Below are 16985 nucleotides of genomic sequence, written 5' to 3'. Positions count from 1 at the left end.
TGTTCGCCGCTCTAAACCGGGGCCGCAGCATGCGCTGCGTCCACCTGGCGCTGCAGCTCTGCATAGCGCCCATAGCGTAACACCTGAGGCAAGGCCTGCACCCGGGCATCGCCGTAGCCGGTGCTGTGCCAGGCAAAGCGCACGCCAGCAGCCTGGGCGCAAGCCGCATCGGCATGGGTATCGCCAAAGAAGACGGCATCGGCGGGCGCCACGCCCAGCTCCTCCAGCGTGCGCAGCAGCGGCTCGGGTGAGGGCTTGCCCACGCCATAGGTGTCCGAGCCGGTGATGGCACCAAACCCGGCCGCAATGTCCAGCTGCTGCATGCCATCGCGCGCCAGGCGCTCCAGCTTGTTGGTACACACGCCCAGGGCCACCCCTTGGTTGCGCGCCCAATGCAGCCATTCGGGCACGCCGTCATACAAGCGGGCCTGGCTGGGGTTCTGGGCCGCGTAATGGGCTTCAAATTCGGCACGCAAACGCACCAGGTCCGTGGGCGCCGGATAGCCTCGCTCCACAAACACATCGCGCACCAACTCACCCGCCATGCCATGCAGATTGGGCAGTTGGTAGCCCAAGGGCAAAGCGGCATGGCCATAGTCCACCAAGGTGGCGCTGGCGGCCGCCAGAATGTCGGGCCTGCTGTCCAGCAAGGTGCCATCCAGATCGAACACCCAGGCCTTGACTTCACTCCACTGCACGGGCAATTGCTGCACACCCACCTCCTCTTGAATCGCGACGGCCACCACACCCGGCAGGTGCAGTGCATGAACCGTTGATTGTGCACCGCAACATGTCACCACTATGGCGGCTGTACCCATACCCCGGTGTCGCACTGCGGCGCCTGTCGTACGCAAACGCATCACACGTGCCGCTTGCTGGCCCCTGCTGCAGGCAGGCGTGTGTCTTCCAAGGGCACATCGGCCTGGGCATGCAAGGCCTCGATGATGTGACAGCGGGTGTCACTGCCATCACAGCGGTCACGCAGCGCCAGCAGCTCCTGCTCCAAGATCTGCAGCTCATACAGGCGCTCGCGCACATGCTGCAAATGGCCGTTCACGGTATGGTTGGCAGCAGCGCAGTCGGACTTGTTGTTCAAATCCAGCACCAGCAAAGTCCGCACCTCCGCCAGCGACATGTCCATGGCCCGGCACATGCGGATAAAACGCAGCCGGTGCAAATCCGCATCGGTGTAGAAGCGGTAGTCGTTCTCGGCGCGGCCGCTGGGTTGCACCAGGCCTTCGCGCTCGTAGTAACGAATATTGGCAGCCGTGACGCCAGACATTCGTGCGGCCTCACCAATGCGATATTGGGACATGCTTGACCTTGAAGTGGGTTTCAGGTTTCCAATCATGGCATGAGCAAAAATCATCCACGCCACGAAGAGGCTTACACCCACAGTTGCTGCGGCGGCGGTAGCTGCGCACCCCCACAACCCCAAGGCATGGCCGCGCCATCTCCGTCACGCCCTGCAACGGACAAGCATGACCATGGTGAGCACGCAGGCCATGACCATGACCATGGCCCACAAACCGCTGACGCCGACGCCCATGCCGGCCACGACCATGGCGTGCTGCCCGGCTGGCCGCGCATCACGGCCGCGCTGGTGCTGGCAGTTCTGGCCGAAGCCGCACACTGGGGCAAATCCACGCTGCCCTGGCTGGAATATGCCGGCATGGCCCTGGCCGTAGTCGCCATTGGCCTGGCAGGCCTGGGCGTCTACAAGGCCGGACTGAAAGACCTGGCCAAGCTGAAGCTGGGCATCCACGCGCTGATGGCCGTGGCGGTGACCGGTGCCTTTTTGATTGGCCAATGGCCGGAAGCCGCCATGGTGATGGCCTTGTACGCTGCGGCCGAACGCATCGAAGACCAGGCCATGGAACGCGCCCGCCAGGCCATTCGCAGCCTGCTGCAACTGGCGCCTGAAACCGCCGACGTCATCCTTGCCGATGGCAACGTGCGCAAGACCGCCGTGGCCGAAGTGGCCCTGGGTGCACTGGTACGCATTGCCCCCGGAGCCCGCGTGCCACTGGATGGCACCGTGACGCAAGGCGAAAGCAGCGTCAACCAGGCCCCCATCACCGGTGAAAGCGCCCTGGCAGATAAAGAGCCCGGTGACGCGCTGTTCGCCGGCAGCGTCAACCAGCACGGCATGCTGACCATGGAGGTCACAGCCCCCGCCACCGACAGCCTGCTGGCGCGCATCGTCCACGCTGTGGAGCAGGCCCAGGCCACGCGCGCGCCCACCCAGCGCTTTGTGGACCGCTTTGCCCAGGTCTATACCCCCGCCGTGCTGGTGCTGGCCGTGCTGCTGGCCGTGCTCGCACCCTGGCTGCTGGGCTGGGCCTGGCACGATGCGGTCTACCAGGCCCTGGCCCTGCTGGTGATTGCCTGCCCCTGCGCCCTGGTGCTGTCCACCCCCGTCACCGTGGTCAGCGCACTCACCGCCGCAGCACAGCGCGGCATCTTGATGAAGGGTGGCCGCTCGCTGGAGACCGCCCGCCTGCTGCACGCCGTGGCCCTGGACAAGACCGGCACCCTCACCAGTGGCAGTCCCAGCCTCGTGCATTGGCAGGCCTGGACCGGTGACGCCACTGCCTCGCAGCCTCAAGACCTGGCCCGCACAGCCTGGCGTCTGGCCAGTGGCTCGGACCACCCGGTCTCGCGCGCCATTGCGGCCGGCCTTCCCTCCGGCCCCGCCTCGGACGCCGTGCAACACCTGCAAGCCCTGCCTGGCCGGGGCGTACAAGCCTTGCTGGACGGCCAGCGCTGGACCCTGGCCAATCTGCGCTGGGCCCGCGAACAGCAGCTGTCCAATCCGGCACTGGAGGCCTTGCTGGAGCAGCAAGAAGCCCAGGGCCGCACCGTGACCCTGCTGGCCGATGGCCAAGCCGTGCGCGCCCTGTTTGCCGTGGCCGACCCGCTGCGCCCACAGGCCGCCGAGGCCGTGACCCAGTTGCTGGCCCTGGGCGTGACGCCCGTGGTGCTCAGCGGCGACAACCAGGCCACTGTGTCCACCATCGCCGCCGAGGCCGGCATACGCGATGCGCGCGGCAGCTTGCTGCCCCAGGACAAGCTCGACGCCCTGGCCGTGCTGCAGCGCGATGTAGGCCCCACCGGCATGACCGGTGACGGCATCAATGACGCGCCGGCCCTGGCCCAATCCGACCTGGGCTTTGCCATGGGTGGACGCCACAGCACCGGCATGGCCATGGAAACCGCCGACGTGGTGCTGATGAATGACGACCTGCGCCGTATTCCCGAAACCATTCGCCTCTCGCACAAGGCCCATGCGGTGCTGTGGCAGAACATTGCCCTGGCCCTGGGCATCAAGGCGGCCTTTTTTGGCCTGGCTATGGCCGGCATGGCCACCATGTGGATGGCCGTGATGGCCGACATGGGGGTCAGCCTGCTGGTGGTGGCCAACGGCCTGCGCCTGCGCCGCTGGCGAGGGTGATTCCCGCGCGCTGCGACCTATCGCCGCAGCGCCGCACACCCTGCGTCAACACGGATAAATTCGCATGAATTCTGCGTATAAACCCCGATAGACTTTCGACTTCTATTACCGAATATCGATCAAGCGCCGGATTCTTGTCCACCAAGACCGCTCACACCCACCTCCGCACTGCCGCGCAGTCCGGGGGTTTTTTGTGGTCGTGCGGGCCAGCCCGCTTTGGCTTGCTGCTCTGGCCCTGTACCGTTTTTTCACCATGAACGCGCCCTCTTCCGTCTCTGCAGCCACACCGGCTGCGGCACCTACGCTTTCCGCTCCCGCCAACCTTCCCCACTCATTGGTAGAAGACGCTGCAGCCCTGTTTACCGGCTGCGTGCTGATTTCGGTGGGCATTGCTCTGTGCGCGGGCGCGCAGTTGCTCACCGGCGGCGTGGTGGGCCTGGCCTTTGTGCTGCACTACGCCACCGACCTGCCGCTGGGCCCGCTGTTCTTTGCGCTCAACCTGCCGTTTTACTGGCTGGCCTGGCAGAAAATGGGCCGCACCTTCACCCTCAAAACCTTTGCCGCCGTGCTGCTGCTGTCGCTGTTGACCACCTTGCAGCCCCGGCTGATGCACCTGGGCGAGTTGCACCCGCTGTATGCCGCCATTGCCGGCGGCCTGCTCATGGGCGTGGGCATGCTGGTGCTCTTTCGCCACCGGGGCAGCCTGGGCGGCATAGGCATTGCCGCCCTCTATCTGCAAGAGCGTTACGGCTGGCGCGCCGGCAAGGTGCAGATGGCGCTGGACTGCGTCATCTTGCTGCTGGCCTGTGTCACCGTGTCGCCCGAGAACGTGCTGTGGTCCATTGTGGCGGCCGTCACACTCAATCTGGCCCTGACCATGAACCACCGCCCCGGCCGCTACCAGGTGGTGTGAGCTGCTAGCCCATGGCCGGAGTGGAAGCAGGGCAATTGCATTTATGAATAAGAATTATTATCATTACTGCAATTTCACCCTTTCGGAACCGCACCATGGCCACTCTGTCCCTTGCTCACCCCCTGCCCACCCCTGCTGCCATGGGCATTTCCATGGTTGCCGCCTCGCCCGCTTCCCAGGCGACCTTGCACAGCGACGATCTGCTGCAAGGCCAGAAGACCGTGAGCATCGTACACAACGGCTCCACCTACCGCCTGCAAGCCACCAAGCTGGGCAAGCTGATTCTGACCAAATAAGCCCCTGGGCCGCTTTCGCGGTGGCCCTTGGGCGCGGTCTCTCGCCTGCACTGTGCCGTCTTGAGCACCAGGGGCAAGACTGGTGCGATATACCAGCCATCCCTTTGGCTACGGCCTCTGCATTTCAACAGCTTGCCGGTCGAGGGTATGCGTTGACTTGCTATTTTCTGCATAGCTGCCAAAGCGCTCCACTGCAGCGGTTGCGGGCTTTTGTCTTCCAAGTTGGCTGATGCGGCCCGCTCAGCGGAACTTTTGCGCACTGCACGTATCATTCAAGACATGCGTCGCATGCTGACCTTTTTCCTGGTGTGTTTGCTGGCCCTGCGGGGTCTGGCGGGCGACGCCATGGCCATGGGCAGCTTGCCAACCATGGCAACAAAGGCCACGGCCCACACCAGCATGGCCCACAGCGCAGACCATGGCAGCCACCACGCACAGGCCGCTGTGGCTGCCTCCGAGTTACTGGCCCTGCACCACCACAGCCCCGAAGACAGCCCCCGTCCCATGACGTACGGCGACATCTGCGCCGCGGCAGACGCCGCAACACCTGCCTGTGGCGAGCACAACCATGGCGCGCCCTGCGCCGCCTGTGTGATCTGCCACTCGGCCGTCTCTCCCACCATGTTGCTGCCCGCCATGGCCGGAGAACTGCCCCACGCCCAACCCCTGAGCGCACCCGCGCGCTTTGCCAGCGCCCAGCCGCTGCAGGCATCCAAACCGCCTATTTCCTGAGACCTGACGCCCGAAGTGCGTCCGCACGCGACCGGTTGCTCTTGCAGGCCGGCCCGGCCGACGCCGTGTTTGTCATGTTTCAGGAGATATCCGCATGCGCCTCGCGCACTCTCTCTCCCTGTGCAGCGCCACCCTCTGGGCCGCTGCCACTCCTTGGGCCTGGGCCCAGACCGCCCCTTCTGCAGATTCACCTGCGGCATCCGGCGCCGCCGCAGCCAACTGGCTGAATCCGGCAGCCCCCAGCCTGCCCTTGCAGCACCAAAGCCTGCCAGCCAGTGGCGCTGTAGAACAAGCCAGCACCACCTGGGCCGACGCCCATGCCGCCGTCGCCGCCTTTCCGCGCGGCCATGCCGATGTGCTGCGCTGGGAAGCCGTGCAGCATGCAAGCGCCGCACAACCCGCCCTGGATGCAGCCTCCCGCAATGCCATGCCCGCCCAATGCCCCATGGGCATGGCGCATGGCGCGCCCCATAGCCCCGCCGGCCAGCCCGCCAACAGCGCGCCACCCACGGCGCCCACGGCCGCCCCGGCCCCGCATGGAGGCTCGCACTGATGGCCTCCACCCTGACCCGCACCACCACCCGCCTCTCACCGCTGTTGGCCGCCCTGGTACTGGCCGGCTGCGCCAGCGTCGCACCGGACGGCCTGCGCAGCGCGGTGGGCGAGCACACCGAAGGCCGTTTGCCCAGCCAAGCGACCTTGGCCGACCCCTCACCCACGGCCCGCGCCCAGGCACAGCAGCAAATCGCCGCCTGGCTGCAGCAGCCGGTGGATGCCGACAACGCCGTGCGCATCGCCCTGCTCAACAGCCCGGCACTGGAAGCGCAAATGGCCGCACTGGGCATGCAAGATGCCCAGCGCGTGCAGGCGCTGACCCTGCCCAATCCCACGCTGACACTGGGCCGCTTCGTCAACGGCCATGAGCGTGAGATCGAGCGCCAGCTCAGCTTTGGCCTGGTCAGCCTCATCACCCTGCCCTGGCGTGCACGCTGGCAAGGCTGGCAAATGGAACAGGCCACGCTCACCGCCGCCCAGCAAGTGCTGCTGCATGCGGCCGACACGCGCCGCGCCTGGCTGCGTGCCGTGGCCGCCCAGCAAAGCCTGCAAACCGCCCAGACCATGCACGAGGCTGCTGCGGCCGGGGGCGAGCTGGCCCGGCGCATGGCGCGCGTGGGCAATTTCAGCAAGCTGGAGCAGGCCCAGGAACTGCGCGTACAGCAAGAAGCCGCGGCCCACCTGGCCCGCACCCGGCTGAATGCCGCACTGGAGCGCGAGCAACTCGCCAGGCTCATGGGCCTGTGGGGCCCGCAGGCCGGCTTTGCCCTGCCCGCCGCATTACCGCCCCTGCCCCAAGCCGAGGCCTTGCGCGGCGGTGAGGACGCCGAAGCCACCGCCCTGCGCGAGCGCCTGGACCTGCGCGCCCTGCGGCGCGACCTGGACACCACGGCCGAGCGCCATGGTTTTGCCCGCGTGGGCGCCATCTTTGGCGACATCGGTGCCAGCTACAGCCGCAACACGGCCACCGAGCGGGGCACCCGCCACGATGACGTCACCCGCGGCTGGGAGCTGGACATTCCCCTGCCGATTTTCGACTGGGGCGGTGCCGCCAGCGGCGCGGCACGCGCCAATCTGCAGCGCAGCGCGGCCCAGCTGCGCGATACCGCCTTGCGCGCGCGCAGCGAAGCCCGCAGCCACTGGCAACGCTACCGCACGGCCTACGACCTGGCGCAGCAGCAGCGCAGCGAGGTCCTGCCCCTGGCCCAGTTCATGCAGGACGAGGCGGTCTACCGCTACAACGGCATGTTCATCAGCACCTGGCAGTTGCTGGCCCAGGCCCGCGCCACCGCACAAGCCGTGGCCACGGCCACCGAGGCGCAGCGCGACTTCTGGCTGGCCGAGGTGGATTTGCAGCTGGCACTGACCAGCACCTCGCCCGGCGCCACGCCCACCCTCGCCACCTCCGCCGCCCCCGCGACCACCGAACAAGGCCATTGAAATGCAACGCCGTACTTTCTTTACCGGCGCGGCCGCTGCCGTGGCCGCCACCTCCGTCAGCCGCGTCGCCATGGCCGCTCTGCCGGAGCCCATCTCCCAGGCCAGTGCCGACACTGCTGCACCGCTGCTACCACCCAATGGCCGGCCCTACCACCCCGTGGTCACGCTCAATGGCTGGACCACACCCTGGCGCATGAACGCCGGCGTCAAGGAGTTCCACCTGGTGGCCGAGCCCGTGGTGCGCGAAGTAGCCCCCGGCTTCTTCGTCAACATGTGGGGCTACAACGGCCAGTCACCGGGGCCCACCATCGAGGTGGTCGAGGGCGACCGGGTGCGCATCTTTGTCACCAACCGCCTGCCCGAGAACACCACCATCCACTGGCATGGCCAGCGTCTGCCCAATGGCATGGACGGTGTGGGCGGGCTGAACCAGCCGCATATCCCGCCCGGGAAAACCTATGTCTATGAATTCCAGGCGCGCCGCCCCGGCACCTTTATGTACCACCCGCATTCGGACGAGATGGTGCAGATGGCCATGGGCATGATGGGGCTGTGGATCACCCACCCCAAGGGCAAACATCCGCTGATTGCCGATGTCCAGCGCGACTACGCCTTTCTGCTCAGCGCCTACGACGTGGAGCCGGGTGCCATGACGCCGCGTGTGAATGAGATGACGGATTTCAACATCTGGACCTTCAACAGCCGCGCCTTTCCCGCCATCACGCCCCTGGTGGCGCGCCAGAACGACCGCGTGCGCATCCGTGTGGGCAACCTCTCCATGACCAACCACCCCATCCACATCCACGGCCATGAGTTCGAGGTCACGGGCACCGATGGCGGCCCCACGCCTAAGGGCTCGCGCTGGCCCGAGGTCACGGCCGATGTGGCCGTGGGCCAGATGCGGCAGGTGGAACTCATCGCCGACGAGCCCGGTGACTGGGCATTCCACTGCCACAAAAGCCACCACACCATGGGCGCCATGGGCCATGACGTGCCCACCATGATTGGCATCGACCACAGCGGCCTGGTGGGCAAGATCCAAAAAATCGTGCCCGACTACATGCTGATGGGCGAGCGCGGCATGGGCGATATGGGCGCCATGCAAATGCCGCTGCCCGAGAACACCTTCCCCATGATGGCGGGCAAAGGCCCCTTCGGAGCCATCGAAATGGGCGGCATGTTCACCAGCTTCAAGGTGCGCCAAAACCTGGGCGCCCATGACTACCGCGACCCGGGCTGGTACCAGCCCCCCAAGGGCACGACCGCCTATGAATGGCAAGGTGCACCGCTGGCATCCCAAGCCCCGCGCCAGACCGCACCCGGCAAGGCCCCCGGCGCACCCAGCGTGCGCAAACCCCATACAGATGCCGCTGACCATGCGCACCACTGAAATAGAGCCCGCACCATGAAAACTACCAAATCAATAGCTATCTGTGCAATTGCAGCAAGCGCTGCAGCCGTATTTCCTGCTGCATTCGCCCACGGCAACGCTGCCCACCAGAGCACAGGCTCTGTGGCCAAGGAGCAAAAAGCCTGGGGCATTGCCGGCGATGCCAAAGCCGGGCTGCGCACTATCACCCTGGCCATGACGGATGACATGCGCTTCACCCCCAGCCATTTCAGCGTCAAGCAGGGCGAAACCGTGCGCCTGCGCGTGGTCAACCAGGGCCAGCTCATGCACGAAGTGGTGCTGGGCACCCAGGACAGCCTGAAGGAACACGCCCAGACGATGCTGAAATTCCCCGGCATGGAGCATGCCGAACCCTTTATGGCCCATGTGGCGCCAGGCCGGCAAGAGGATCTGGTGTGGAACTTCAACCGTGCCGGCAGCTTTGACTTTGCCTGTCTGATTCCGGGCCACTACCAGGCCGGTATGGCGGGCCGCTTCACGGTCACGCCTTGAACACGCCGCAGCAGGCCCTGCCGCCAGCAACCGGCTGGACCTGCTGCAGCACTTGAATCCGTTTTTGCTCTCTGCACCCACTCTCTGAAAAGGAAAACACCATGCACACCACCACCGCCACGAGCAACCGCCGCCATGCGCTGGGACTGATCGCGGCCGCGGCCGCGCTGGCCGGTCTACCCGCACTGGCCCAGTCCGCCAAAGTCTCCATGGAAGTCTGGAAAGACCCGAACTGCGGCTGCTGCCAGGACTGGATAGACATCATGGAAAAGGCCGGCTTTGCCATCACCGTGCACAACACCGGCAACACCGCCGTGCGCGCCAAGCTGGGCCTGCCGCAAAACCTGGGTTCCTGCCACACCGCCCTGGTCGGTGGCTATGTGGTCGAAGGCCATGTGCCAGCCGCCGATGTGCGCAAGCTGCTCCAGGAAAAACCCAAGGCCTTGGGGATCACCGTGCCCGGCATGCCCGTGGGCAGCCCCGGCATGGACGGCCCCGAATACGGTGGCCGCAAAGACCCCTATGACGTGTTGCTGGTCACCAAGAATCTGATGAATGCCAATGTCGGCACCCGCGTGTTCACCAGCTATCGCCGCTAAGAGTCGCCTGCGCGGCAGCCCTGATGGGGCCGCGCCAGTTGCATAGGCTGAACGCATCGCACAGCCTTCCCCCTCTCACACCTTCTGGAGCATTCATGCCCAACTCCTTCACAACCTTTATCGCTGCCCTGGGCCTGAGCGCTGTGCTGGCCGCACCTGCCCTGGCCCAGGAGCACGGCCATGCCGGCCATGGCGCGCCTGCCGCAGCACCTGCTGCCGGCGCCGTGATGACCGCCGGCGAAATCACCCGCGTGGACGCCCGCAGCGGCAAGCTCACCATCCGCCACGAGACCATCGCCAACCTGGACATGCCCCCCATGACCATGGTCTTCAACCTGCAAGACCCGCAGTCTGCGACCGGACTCCAGCCCGGCGCCCGCGTGCGCTTTCATGCCGAGGAGCAAGGTGGTGCCCTGGTCATCACCCGCATTGAGCCCGCCAACTGATCCGCTGTGATGGCCTGTTAAGCACCCGCAGCACTGCTGCGCTGGCGCAAACAGCGGCCACACAAGGCCTTGGCTGGCAGCGTTTCTCGCCCAATTTGGCCGGAGGCAGGGAGGAGTCCGCTTAGACTCTCGCCCCTTATGTGGACTGTTTCTGAGTTTCATCGCCAGCTGGAGCAAGGCGTGCTGGCTGGCGCGCGCGAGATCAAGCTGGTGGGCACGCTGACCGAATTCCCCCGCGCCCTATACCAATTGGCCGATTCGCTGGAGGTGCTGGACCTGTCCGGCACCGGCCTGTCCAGCCTGCCCGATGACTTTGCCCGCCTGCACCGCCTGCGCGTGCTGTTTGCCTCGCACAACCGCTTCACGGCCCTGCCGCCCATGCTGGGCCAGCTGCCCGAGCTGGAGATGCTGGGCTTCAAGGCCTGCTGCATCCACTCCGTTTCCCCCGAGAGCCTGCCACCGCGCCTGCGCTGGCTGATCCTGACCGACAACCAGATCACCAGCCTGCCCCCTGCCCTGGGAGAGCGCCCCCGGCTGCAAAAGCTGATGCTGGCCTGCAACCAGCTACAGGTCTTGCCCGACAGCCTGGCCCAATGCGGCCGGCTGGAGCTGCTGCGCCTGGCTGGCAACCGCCTGCAGGCCCTACCACCGCCCATATTGCAGCTGCCGCGCCTGACCTGGCTGGCGCTGGCGGGCAATCCATTCACACAAAAAAGTGAGCAGCAGGTGCTTTCCAGCACTGCGAAAACATCGATTCTCGGCAGTGATTTGCAGATGCACGAGCTGCTGGGCCGTGGGGCCAGCGGCCATGTCTACCGCGCCACCCGCCACAGCAATGGCCAGACCCTGGCGCTCAAGGTTTTTCAACAGGCCCACACCAGCGATGGCGCTCCCGAGTCCGAGCTGGCAGCAGGCCTGGCCGCCGGCCAGCACCCCCAGTTGCTGACACCTTTGGCCACGGTGGTTCCGCCCCCTCAAGGCGAGCTGGCCATTGCCCTGCCACTGCTGCCCGCCGCCATGCGGCCCCTGGCGGGCCCACCCAGCCTGCGCAGCTGCACACGCGATGTCTATGCGCCCGAGCTCCAGCTGTCACCCGCCATGGCCCAACATATCCTGGCCCAAGTCACCGCTGCCGTGCGCCATCTGCACCTGCACGGCGTGCTGCACGGCGACCTGTATGCCCACAATATTTTGTGGGACCCCATCAGTGGCAGCGCCCTGCTCGGCGACTTTGGTGCCGCCACGCTGCTGAGCGACCTGCCGGCCACCCAGGCCCGGGGCCTGATGCAGCTGGAGCGCCGCGCGCTGGACATTCTGCGCGACGAGCTCTACGCCGCAGCGCGCTAAGCGCTGCTGCAAAAAAGGGGCTGCAAATGCAGCCCCTTGGTACAGCCCCCGGCTCAAAGGTGTTTACTGCAAGAACTTGGGCTTGGCGTAGCCGGCAAACTTGCTGTCCACCACGGCCTTGAACTCGGCCGAGCGATAGGCCTCGGCCAGGTCCTTGGCCCATTGCGCATCCTTGTCCTTGGTCTTCACGGCCACGATGTTCAGATAGTGGTCAGGCACCTTCTCCAGCAGCACGGCCTCGGTCAGCTTCAGGCCCGAGGAGATGGCGAAGTTGCCATTGATGATGGCGAACTGCGCATCATCCAGAGCGCGCGGCAGGTGGGCGGCATCCAGCGGCACCAGCTTGATCTTCTTGGGGTTGGAGGCCAGATCCAGCTCGGACACGCGCAGCGGGTTCACGCCCTCCTTGAGCTTGACCAGGCCGGCCTGCTGCAGCAGCAAGATGCCGCGCGCCAGGTTGCTGGCGTCATTGGGCAGGGCCACGCGGTCGCCCTCTTTCAGCTCGGCCAGGCTTTTGCGCTGCTTGGAGTACACGCCCATGGGAGCGATGGGGCCCTGGGTCAGCGCCACCAGGTCCAGTTTGCGGTCGGTCTTGAACTGGTTGAAATAGACCTCGTGCTGGAAGAAGTTGGCATCCAGCGAACCATCGGCCAGCGCCAGGTTCGGCTGCACATAGTCGTTGAACTCCACCAGCTTGACCTTGTAGCCCTTTTTTTGCAGCAAAGGAACGATGCCGGACTGCAGCTGGTCGATATTGGAGCCGGCCGTGCCGCCGATCACCAGCTGCTTTTTGCTGGCGTCCTGGGCCAGTGCAGGGGCAGAAAGTCCCATGGAAGCGGCAGCCAGTACGGCAGCGGCCAGAATGGAACGGCGGGTGGTGGACAGGGGGAACATAGGGTGAATCTCCTGGAATCTCTGGTGCGCCTTGCGGCAATGATGCTAGCTAAAAAGTGAGCAGCTCACGCAATCTGGATATGCCTCTATGCCGTTTTTCACGGTGGATCAAGAGATCTACCCACGCCTGCGTTGAACTGTGACAGCCAGTATCCCGGGAGGCTCTTCAATCCCCAACGAATAAAAAGTCAAATCCTTATCTTCATATCAATATGTAACATCTCACTCTGGCAGTGGCAGGCATAAAAAAACCCGGCCAAGGCCGGGTGGGTATGCGATGCACAGCGGGCATGCAGCCCGCCGAGATCGGCTTAGAAGCGGTGGCGAATGCCAGCAATCACGCTGGTGCCCGACTTCAGGCCGGTGACGCGGTCATTCATGACGACGCCGTACACATCGGTGCGCTTGGACAGATTGTGGTCGTAGCCGATGGAGGTGGTCGAGCGCTTGCCGTCAAACACCAGCGGGCCGCCGTTCACGGCACGGGCTTCCACCTTGGTCTGGGCAAAAGCGGCCTTGATGGAGCCAGCCTTGGTCACGGGCACATCCACGCCCAGGGAGAAGGTCTTGCCTTCGTAAGTGTCGCTGTTGCGGTTCTTGGACTGGCCGTAGGTGGCAAACAGCTTGGCCACGCTCAGGTCGTAGCTGCCGCCCAGCATCCAGTTCTGCTTGGTGTAGGGCAGCAGGGCCAGGCTGGGGTTGTTCACCTGGGCACGCTCGATGAAGGCGGTCAGGCCCAGAGCACCTTGCTGGTACAGCAGGTTGGCAGCCACGTTCTTCTTGCTGTTGGCCTCGGCCTTCTCGCCGAACTGGTAGTGCACATTGGCCGTCAGACCGCCGAACTTGGGCGTGGTGTAGGTGATCTGGTTGCTCCAGCCCGTGTCAGCGGCCGTGGTGCGGTAGTCCTGGGCGAAGGAAGGCCAGGGCGTGTTGCCATGCAGCACCAGGGGCGAGACGGTGAAGGAGTCGCCAAAGGGGTTGAACAAGATGGTGGGCAGGAAGTTGGGGGCCATAGAGCGGCCCAGGCGCACCGTACCGAAATTGCCACCCAGCCAGACATTGGCGTCGCGGGCAAAGAAGGTGTCGCCATTGAAGCGACCGGGCGTGCCTTCATCCAGGCGGAAGAAAGCGCCCAGGTTGAAACCGACCTTCAGGCCGCTGCCCAGGTCTTCCGTGCCTTGCACGCCCCACCAGGAGGTGGTCATGCCGCCCGAACCCACCTGGTTGGTGCGTTCCTGACCCGCCAGCTTCATGGAGCCGACATAGGCATCTGCCAGACCGGTGACCTGGACATTGCTTTGTGCGTGGGCGGCGCTCAGGCAGGCCAAAGCGGCGCCGCAGGCGATGAATGTTTTTTTCATGGGGTTTCCTTGTGACTACGGGGCGGATTTTCAACTGTGTGCACAAGAAATCGGCTTTGAACAGAGGACAGCAGGCCGTTTTTTTCGTTTTACGCCGCAATCTGCGGTAAAAAAGCAACAAGGGCCGCAGATGCGGCCCTTGTTGCTGACCCAGGCGGGACCGCTCAGCGCAGCGTGGCCGGCTTGGCGTAGCCCACAAACTGGCTGTCCACCACGGCCTTGAACTCGGGCGAGCGGTAGGCAGCGGCCAGGTCCTTGGCCCATTCGGTGTTTTCGTTGCCGGTCTTCACCGCCACCACATTCAGGTACTGGTCGGGGGTTTTTTCCAGCGCCACGGCTTCGCTCAACTTCAAGCCGGAGGAGATGGCGAAGTTGCCGTTCACCACCACGTAATCGGCGTCTTCCAGCACTCGCGGCAGCTGGGCAGCCTCCAGCGGCAGGAATTTGAGCTTGTGCGGATTGGCCGCCAGGTCCAGCTCGGAAATGCGTGCCGGGTTCACGCCGGGCTTGATCTGCACCAGGCCGGCTTGCTGCAACACCAGCAGCGCGCGTGCCAGATTGCTGGGGTCATTGGGCAGGGCCACCTTGGCGCCGGTCTTCACATTGGCCAAGGTTTTGTGCTTTTTGCTGTAGACACCCATAGGCGCCACAGGGCCCTGGGCGATGGCGGTCAGCGCCAGCTTGCGGTCGGCGGTGAACTGGTCAAAGTAGGCGCGGTGCTGGAAGAAGTTGGCATCCAGCGAGCCGTCAGACAAGGCCAGATTGGGCTGGACATAGTCGTTGAACTCCACCAGCTTGATCTGGTAGCCCTTTTTCTGCAGCAGCGGAACAATGCCTTTTTGCAGCAGGTCGTAGTTGGAGCCCGCGGTGGCACCGATCAACAGGTTTTTCTTGGCGGCGTTTTGCGCCAGGGCCGGGGCAGCGCCCAGGGCAGCCGACAAGGCCAGGGCCGAAGCCGCCAGCACGGCGTGGCGGCGAGAGAAAATGCGTGCGTTCATATCAAAGGACTCGCGAAGGACAGAGAGAAAGAGAGCGCCTGCGGGCAAACACTGGCGGCGATATGTAACCTCCAAGTATCAGGCCACCACGGATACTCTCTAGAGAATCAAAGCCTATTTGTTTATCACTTAAAGCATATAAAGCACCACACTGCCCCATGACCACCAGCCCTCTGCCTGCTCCCGCCTCCGTCCATGACCTGCTGGCCCACAACGGCCATATCGCCCGCGTGCAAGGCATCACCGTGGGCCACCACAGCGATGCGCGCCGCCCCACCGGCTGCTCCGTGGTGCTGTGCCCGCAAGGCGCCGTGGGTGGTGTCGATGTGCGCGGTGCCGCGCCCGGCACGCGCGAGACCGATTTGCTGGACCCCAGCCACCTGGTGCAGCAGGTGCATGGCATCACCCTGGCCGGCGGAAGTGCCTGGGGGCTGGACGCGGCCACCGGCTGCGTGCGCTGGCTGGAAGAGCAAGGCGCCGGCCTGGACATTGGCGTGGGCCGCATCCCGCTGGTACCCGCCGCCGTGCTGTTTGATGTGATGCTGGGCGATATGCGCATCCGGCCCGATGCCGCTGCCGGCTACAAAGCCTGCCAGGCCGCCAGCCGCGAACGCCCGTTGGAGGGCAGCGTAGGCGCCGGCGCAGGGGCCGTGGTGGGCAAAATTTTTGGCGCCGCCCGGGCCATGAAGGGCGGCATTGGCACGGCCAGCTTCACCGTGGATGGCGTCACCGTGGGCGCCCTGGTGGCCTGCAATGCCCTGGGCGATGTCTACCACCCCTACACCGGCCAGTTGCTGGCTGGCGCACGCACGGCCGATGGACAGCAGCTGCTGTGCAGCCGCGATGCGCTCTTGCGCGGTGAAGAGCCCCGGCCCATTCTGGCCGGCAGCAACACCACCATCGGCGTGGTGGCCACCGACGCCCAAATCACCAAGCCCCAGGCCCAGCGCCTGGCCACCGTGGCCCACGACGGTCTGGCGCGCGCCATCAACCCGGTACACACCATGAGCGACGGCGACACGCTGTTCGCCCTGGGCACGGGCCAGGCCGGCAAGACCTTGGGCCTGATGACCCTCTTCACCCTGGCCGCCGAGGCCGTAGCAGTGGCCACGGCGCGGGCCATTTTGTTGGCCCAGTCGGTGGAGGTGGTGGGGCAGGAACGGCTACCGAGCTGGAGCGATTGGCAGCGCTAAACCCATCGCGCCTCCAATCAAGGCCCTACGGCATGCACATGCTGCCAACCCTGGCCAAGGCCATGGCCAGAACAGACAAGCCCTGGGAGCCTTCGCTTCGCAGCGCTTGGCTTTGAAGAAGGTTGTTCAGAGCGTGTAGGCAATATTCTTCACGCCCTCTGCCGTTCCCATCAGGCAGATGTGGGCCTTCTGGTGGGCAAACACGCCCACGGTGACCACGCCGGGCCACTGGTTGACTTCGGACTCAAAAGCCAGCGGGTCGGTCACCGAGAGGCCACGCACGTCCAGGATATGCTGGCCGTTGTCGGTCACCAGGGGCTGGCCGTCCTTGAGGCGCAGCGTGGCCTGGCCGCCCATGGCGGCAAAGCGGCGCACGATTTGCTGCGTGGCCATGGGAATCACTTCCACCGGCAGCGGGAAGGCACCCAGGGCCTTCACCAGCTTGGAGGCATCGACAATGCAGACAAAGCGCTGGGCCATGGCAGCAACGATTTTTTCGCGCGTCAGTGCGGCGCCACCGCCCTTGACCATATGGCCCTGGCCGTCGATTTCATCGGCGCCGTCGATGTAGACCGCCAGGCTGTCCACCTCATTCGCGTCGAACACGGGGATGCCCAGTGCCTTCAGGCGCTCGGTGCTGGCCACGGAGCTGGAGACCGCGCCCTTGATCTGGTCCTTGATGGGGGCCAGGGCATCGATGAATTTGTTGACCGTAGAGCCCGTGCCCACCCCCACGATGTCACCCGGCGTCACATAGGCCACGGCTGCCTGGCCGACCAGGGTTTTGAGTTCATCTTGGGTGAGGGGTGCAGCAGAGGTCGTCATGGGGGAAAATCCAGCAAATCCTCGAATTA

General features: G+C 65.1%; 18 protein-coding genes. 12 read left to right on the top strand and 6 right to left on the bottom strand.

Annotated features, from left to right (window positions below; all coding sequences use genetic code 11):
• Positions 1–11 precede the first annotated feature (11 nt).
• The gene (locus ACA027_RS09450; RefSeq protein ID WP_370682120.1) at positions 12–713 is read right to left on the bottom strand and encodes an HAD family hydrolase; all 702 of its coding nucleotides are present in this window, start codon (positions 711–713) and stop codon (positions 12–14) included.
• A gap of 146 nt (positions 714–859) precedes the next feature.
• A complete protein-coding gene (locus tag ACA027_RS09445; protein ID WP_370682119.1) occupies positions 860–1315 on the bottom strand; it encodes a Cd(II)/Pb(II)-responsive transcriptional regulator in 456 nt (151 codons plus the stop codon).
• A 39-nt stretch (positions 1316–1354) separates the two neighbouring features.
• Between ACA027_RS09445 and ACA027_RS09440 the strand changes: the two genes are divergently transcribed.
• The 11 genes from ACA027_RS09440 (at position 1355) to ACA027_RS09390 (ending at position 11685) form a co-directional block, all read left to right on the top strand.
• Positions 1355–3454 carry a heavy metal translocating P-type ATPase gene (locus tag ACA027_RS09440; RefSeq protein WP_370682118.1) on the top strand — a complete coding sequence of 700 codons (2100 nt, stop codon included), beginning with the start codon at positions 1355–1357 and terminating at the stop codon, positions 3452–3454.
• Between the two features lie 253 nt (positions 3455–3707).
• On the top strand, positions 3708–4367 hold the full coding sequence (locus tag ACA027_RS09435) for a YitT family protein (protein ID WP_370682117.1): 660 nt from the start codon (positions 3708–3710) through the stop codon (positions 4365–4367).
• 140 nt (positions 4368–4507) lie between these two features.
• Complete coding sequence (gene hemP / locus ACA027_RS09430; RefSeq protein WP_370682551.1) at positions 4508–4663, top strand: hemin uptake protein HemP; 156 nt, start codon at positions 4508–4510, stop codon at positions 4661–4663.
• A gap of 288 nt (positions 4664–4951) precedes the next feature.
• Positions 4952–5395 (top strand): hypothetical protein, encoded by a 444-nt coding sequence (locus ACA027_RS09425; protein ID WP_370682116.1) that lies wholly within the window; start codon positions 4952–4954, stop codon positions 5393–5395.
• Between the two features lie 94 nt (positions 5396–5489).
• Positions 5490–5948 (top strand): hypothetical protein, encoded by a 459-nt coding sequence (locus ACA027_RS09420; RefSeq protein ID WP_370682115.1) that lies wholly within the window; start codon positions 5490–5492, stop codon positions 5946–5948.
• A complete protein-coding gene (locus ACA027_RS09415) occupies positions 5948–7390 on the top strand; it encodes a TolC family protein (RefSeq protein WP_370682114.1) in 1443 nt (480 codons plus the stop codon). The genes ACA027_RS09420 and ACA027_RS09415 overlap by 1 nt, the downstream gene beginning before the upstream one ends.
• Before the next feature lies 1 nt (position 7391).
• Positions 7392–8780: a multicopper oxidase family protein gene (locus ACA027_RS09410; RefSeq protein WP_370682113.1), complete on the top strand. Its 1389-nt coding sequence runs from the start codon at positions 7392–7394 to the stop codon at positions 8778–8780.
• A 15-nt stretch (positions 8781–8795) separates the two neighbouring features.
• Positions 8796–9293, top strand: coding sequence for a plastocyanin/azurin family copper-binding protein (locus ACA027_RS09405; RefSeq protein WP_370682111.1), 498 nt, complete (start codon positions 8796–8798; stop codon positions 9291–9293).
• A gap of 101 nt (positions 9294–9394) precedes the next feature.
• On the top strand, positions 9395–9892 hold the full coding sequence (locus ACA027_RS09400) for a DUF411 domain-containing protein (protein ID WP_370682110.1): 498 nt from the start codon (positions 9395–9397) through the stop codon (positions 9890–9892).
• 95 nt (positions 9893–9987) lie between these two features.
• The gene (locus ACA027_RS09395) at positions 9988–10338 is read left to right on the top strand and encodes a copper-binding protein (RefSeq protein WP_370682109.1); all 351 of its coding nucleotides are present in this window, start codon (positions 9988–9990) and stop codon (positions 10336–10338) included.
• 138 nt (positions 10339–10476) lie between these two features.
• Positions 10477–11685, top strand: a complete 1209-nt coding sequence (locus tag ACA027_RS09390) for a leucine-rich repeat-containing protein kinase family protein (RefSeq protein ID WP_370682108.1) — start codon at positions 10477–10479, stop codon at positions 11683–11685.
• Positions 11686–11748: 63 nt separating this feature from the next.
• Here ACA027_RS09390 and ACA027_RS09385 read toward each other — a convergent pair whose 3' ends face one another.
• The 3 genes from ACA027_RS09385 to ACA027_RS09375 form a co-directional block, all read right to left on the bottom strand.
• Positions 11749–12579 (bottom strand): MetQ/NlpA family ABC transporter substrate-binding protein, encoded by an 831-nt coding sequence (locus ACA027_RS09385; protein ID WP_370682107.1) that lies wholly within the window; start codon positions 12577–12579, stop codon positions 11749–11751.
• 311 nt (positions 12580–12890) lie between these two features.
• Entirely contained in the window at positions 12891–13940 is a 1050-nt protein-coding gene (locus ACA027_RS09380; RefSeq protein ID WP_370682106.1) for a porin, read from the bottom strand.
• A 164-nt stretch (positions 13941–14104) separates the two neighbouring features.
• Positions 14105–14938, bottom strand: coding sequence for a MetQ/NlpA family ABC transporter substrate-binding protein (locus ACA027_RS09375; protein WP_370682105.1), 834 nt, complete (start codon positions 14936–14938; stop codon positions 14105–14107).
• Between the two features lie 158 nt (positions 14939–15096).
• Here ACA027_RS09375 and ACA027_RS09370 point away from each other — a divergent pair, with 158 nt between their 5' ends.
• Entirely contained in the window at positions 15097–16131 is a 1035-nt protein-coding gene (locus tag ACA027_RS09370; RefSeq protein WP_370682104.1) for a P1 family peptidase, read from the top strand.
• 126 nt (positions 16132–16257) lie between these two features.
• On the opposite strand, the gene rpiA is transcribed toward ACA027_RS09370, so the two are convergent.
• On the bottom strand, positions 16258–16956 hold the full coding sequence (gene rpiA, locus ACA027_RS09365) for a ribose-5-phosphate isomerase RpiA (RefSeq protein ID WP_370682103.1): 699 nt from the start codon (positions 16954–16956) through the stop codon (positions 16258–16260).
• Positions 16957–16985 lie beyond the last annotated feature (29 nt).

Origin of the sequence: Comamonas sp. GB3 AK4-5 (genome assembly GCF_041320665.1) — a bacterium.
In the GTDB taxonomy this organism is placed as follows: domain Bacteria; phylum Pseudomonadota; class Gammaproteobacteria; order Burkholderiales; family Burkholderiaceae_C; genus Comamonas.
The sequence above is the reverse complement of the archived record's forward strand: the minus strand, read 5'-3'. Positions and strand labels throughout refer to the sequence as shown.

What these genes read in the sequence shown, in the direction of transcription:
- ACA027_RS09420 (WP_370682115.1), top strand. Translation starts at nt 5,490, where the DNA reads ATGCGCCTCGCGCACTCTCTCTCCCTGTGCAGCGCCACCCTCTGGGCC.
- ACA027_RS09435 (WP_370682117.1), top strand. Translation starts at nt 3,708, where the DNA reads ATGAACGCGCCCTCTTCCGTCTCTGCAGCCACACCGGCTGCGGCACCT.
- ACA027_RS09370 (WP_370682104.1), top strand. Translation starts at nt 15,097, where the DNA reads ATGACCACCAGCCCTCTGCCTGCTCCCGCCTCCGTCCATGACCTGCTG.
- ACA027_RS09425 (WP_370682116.1), top strand. Translation starts at nt 4,952, where the DNA reads ATGCTGACCTTTTTCCTGGTGTGTTTGCTGGCCCTGCGGGGTCTGGCG.
- ACA027_RS09400 (WP_370682110.1), top strand. Translation starts at nt 9,395, where the DNA reads ATGCACACCACCACCGCCACGAGCAACCGCCGCCATGCGCTGGGACTG.
- ACA027_RS09415 (WP_370682114.1), top strand. Translation starts at nt 5,948, where the DNA reads ATGGCCTCCACCCTGACCCGCACCACCACCCGCCTCTCACCGCTGTTG.
- ACA027_RS09405 (WP_370682111.1), top strand. Translation starts at nt 8,796, where the DNA reads ATGAAAACTACCAAATCAATAGCTATCTGTGCAATTGCAGCAAGCGCT.
- ACA027_RS09390 (WP_370682108.1), top strand. Translation starts at nt 10,477, where the DNA reads ATGTGGACTGTTTCTGAGTTTCATCGCCAGCTGGAGCAAGGCGTGCTG.
- ACA027_RS09385 (WP_370682107.1), bottom strand. Translation starts at nt 12,579, where the DNA reads ATGTTCCCCCTGTCCACCACCCGCCGTTCCATTCTGGCCGCTGCCGTA.
- ACA027_RS09445 (WP_370682119.1), bottom strand. Translation starts at nt 1,315, where the DNA reads ATGTCCCAATATCGCATTGGTGAGGCCGCACGAATGTCTGGCGTCACG.
- ACA027_RS09395 (WP_370682109.1), top strand. Translation starts at nt 9,988, where the DNA reads ATGCCCAACTCCTTCACAACCTTTATCGCTGCCCTGGGCCTGAGCGCT.
- ACA027_RS09375 (WP_370682105.1), bottom strand. Translation starts at nt 14,938, where the DNA reads ATGAACGCACGCATTTTCTCTCGCCGCCACGCCGTGCTGGCGGCTTCG.
- hemP (WP_370682551.1), top strand. Translation starts at nt 4,508, where the DNA reads ATGGGCATTTCCATGGTTGCCGCCTCGCCCGCTTCCCAGGCGACCTTG.
- ACA027_RS09440 (WP_370682118.1), top strand. Translation starts at nt 1,355, where the DNA reads ATGAGCAAAAATCATCCACGCCACGAAGAGGCTTACACCCACAGTTGC.
- ACA027_RS09410 (WP_370682113.1), top strand. Translation starts at nt 7,392, where the DNA reads ATGCAACGCCGTACTTTCTTTACCGGCGCGGCCGCTGCCGTGGCCGCC.
- rpiA (WP_370682103.1), bottom strand. Translation starts at nt 16,956, where the DNA reads ATGACGACCTCTGCTGCACCCCTCACCCAAGATGAACTCAAAACCCTG.
- ACA027_RS09380 (WP_370682106.1), bottom strand. Translation starts at nt 13,940, where the DNA reads ATGAAAAAAACATTCATCGCCTGCGGCGCCGCTTTGGCCTGCCTGAGC.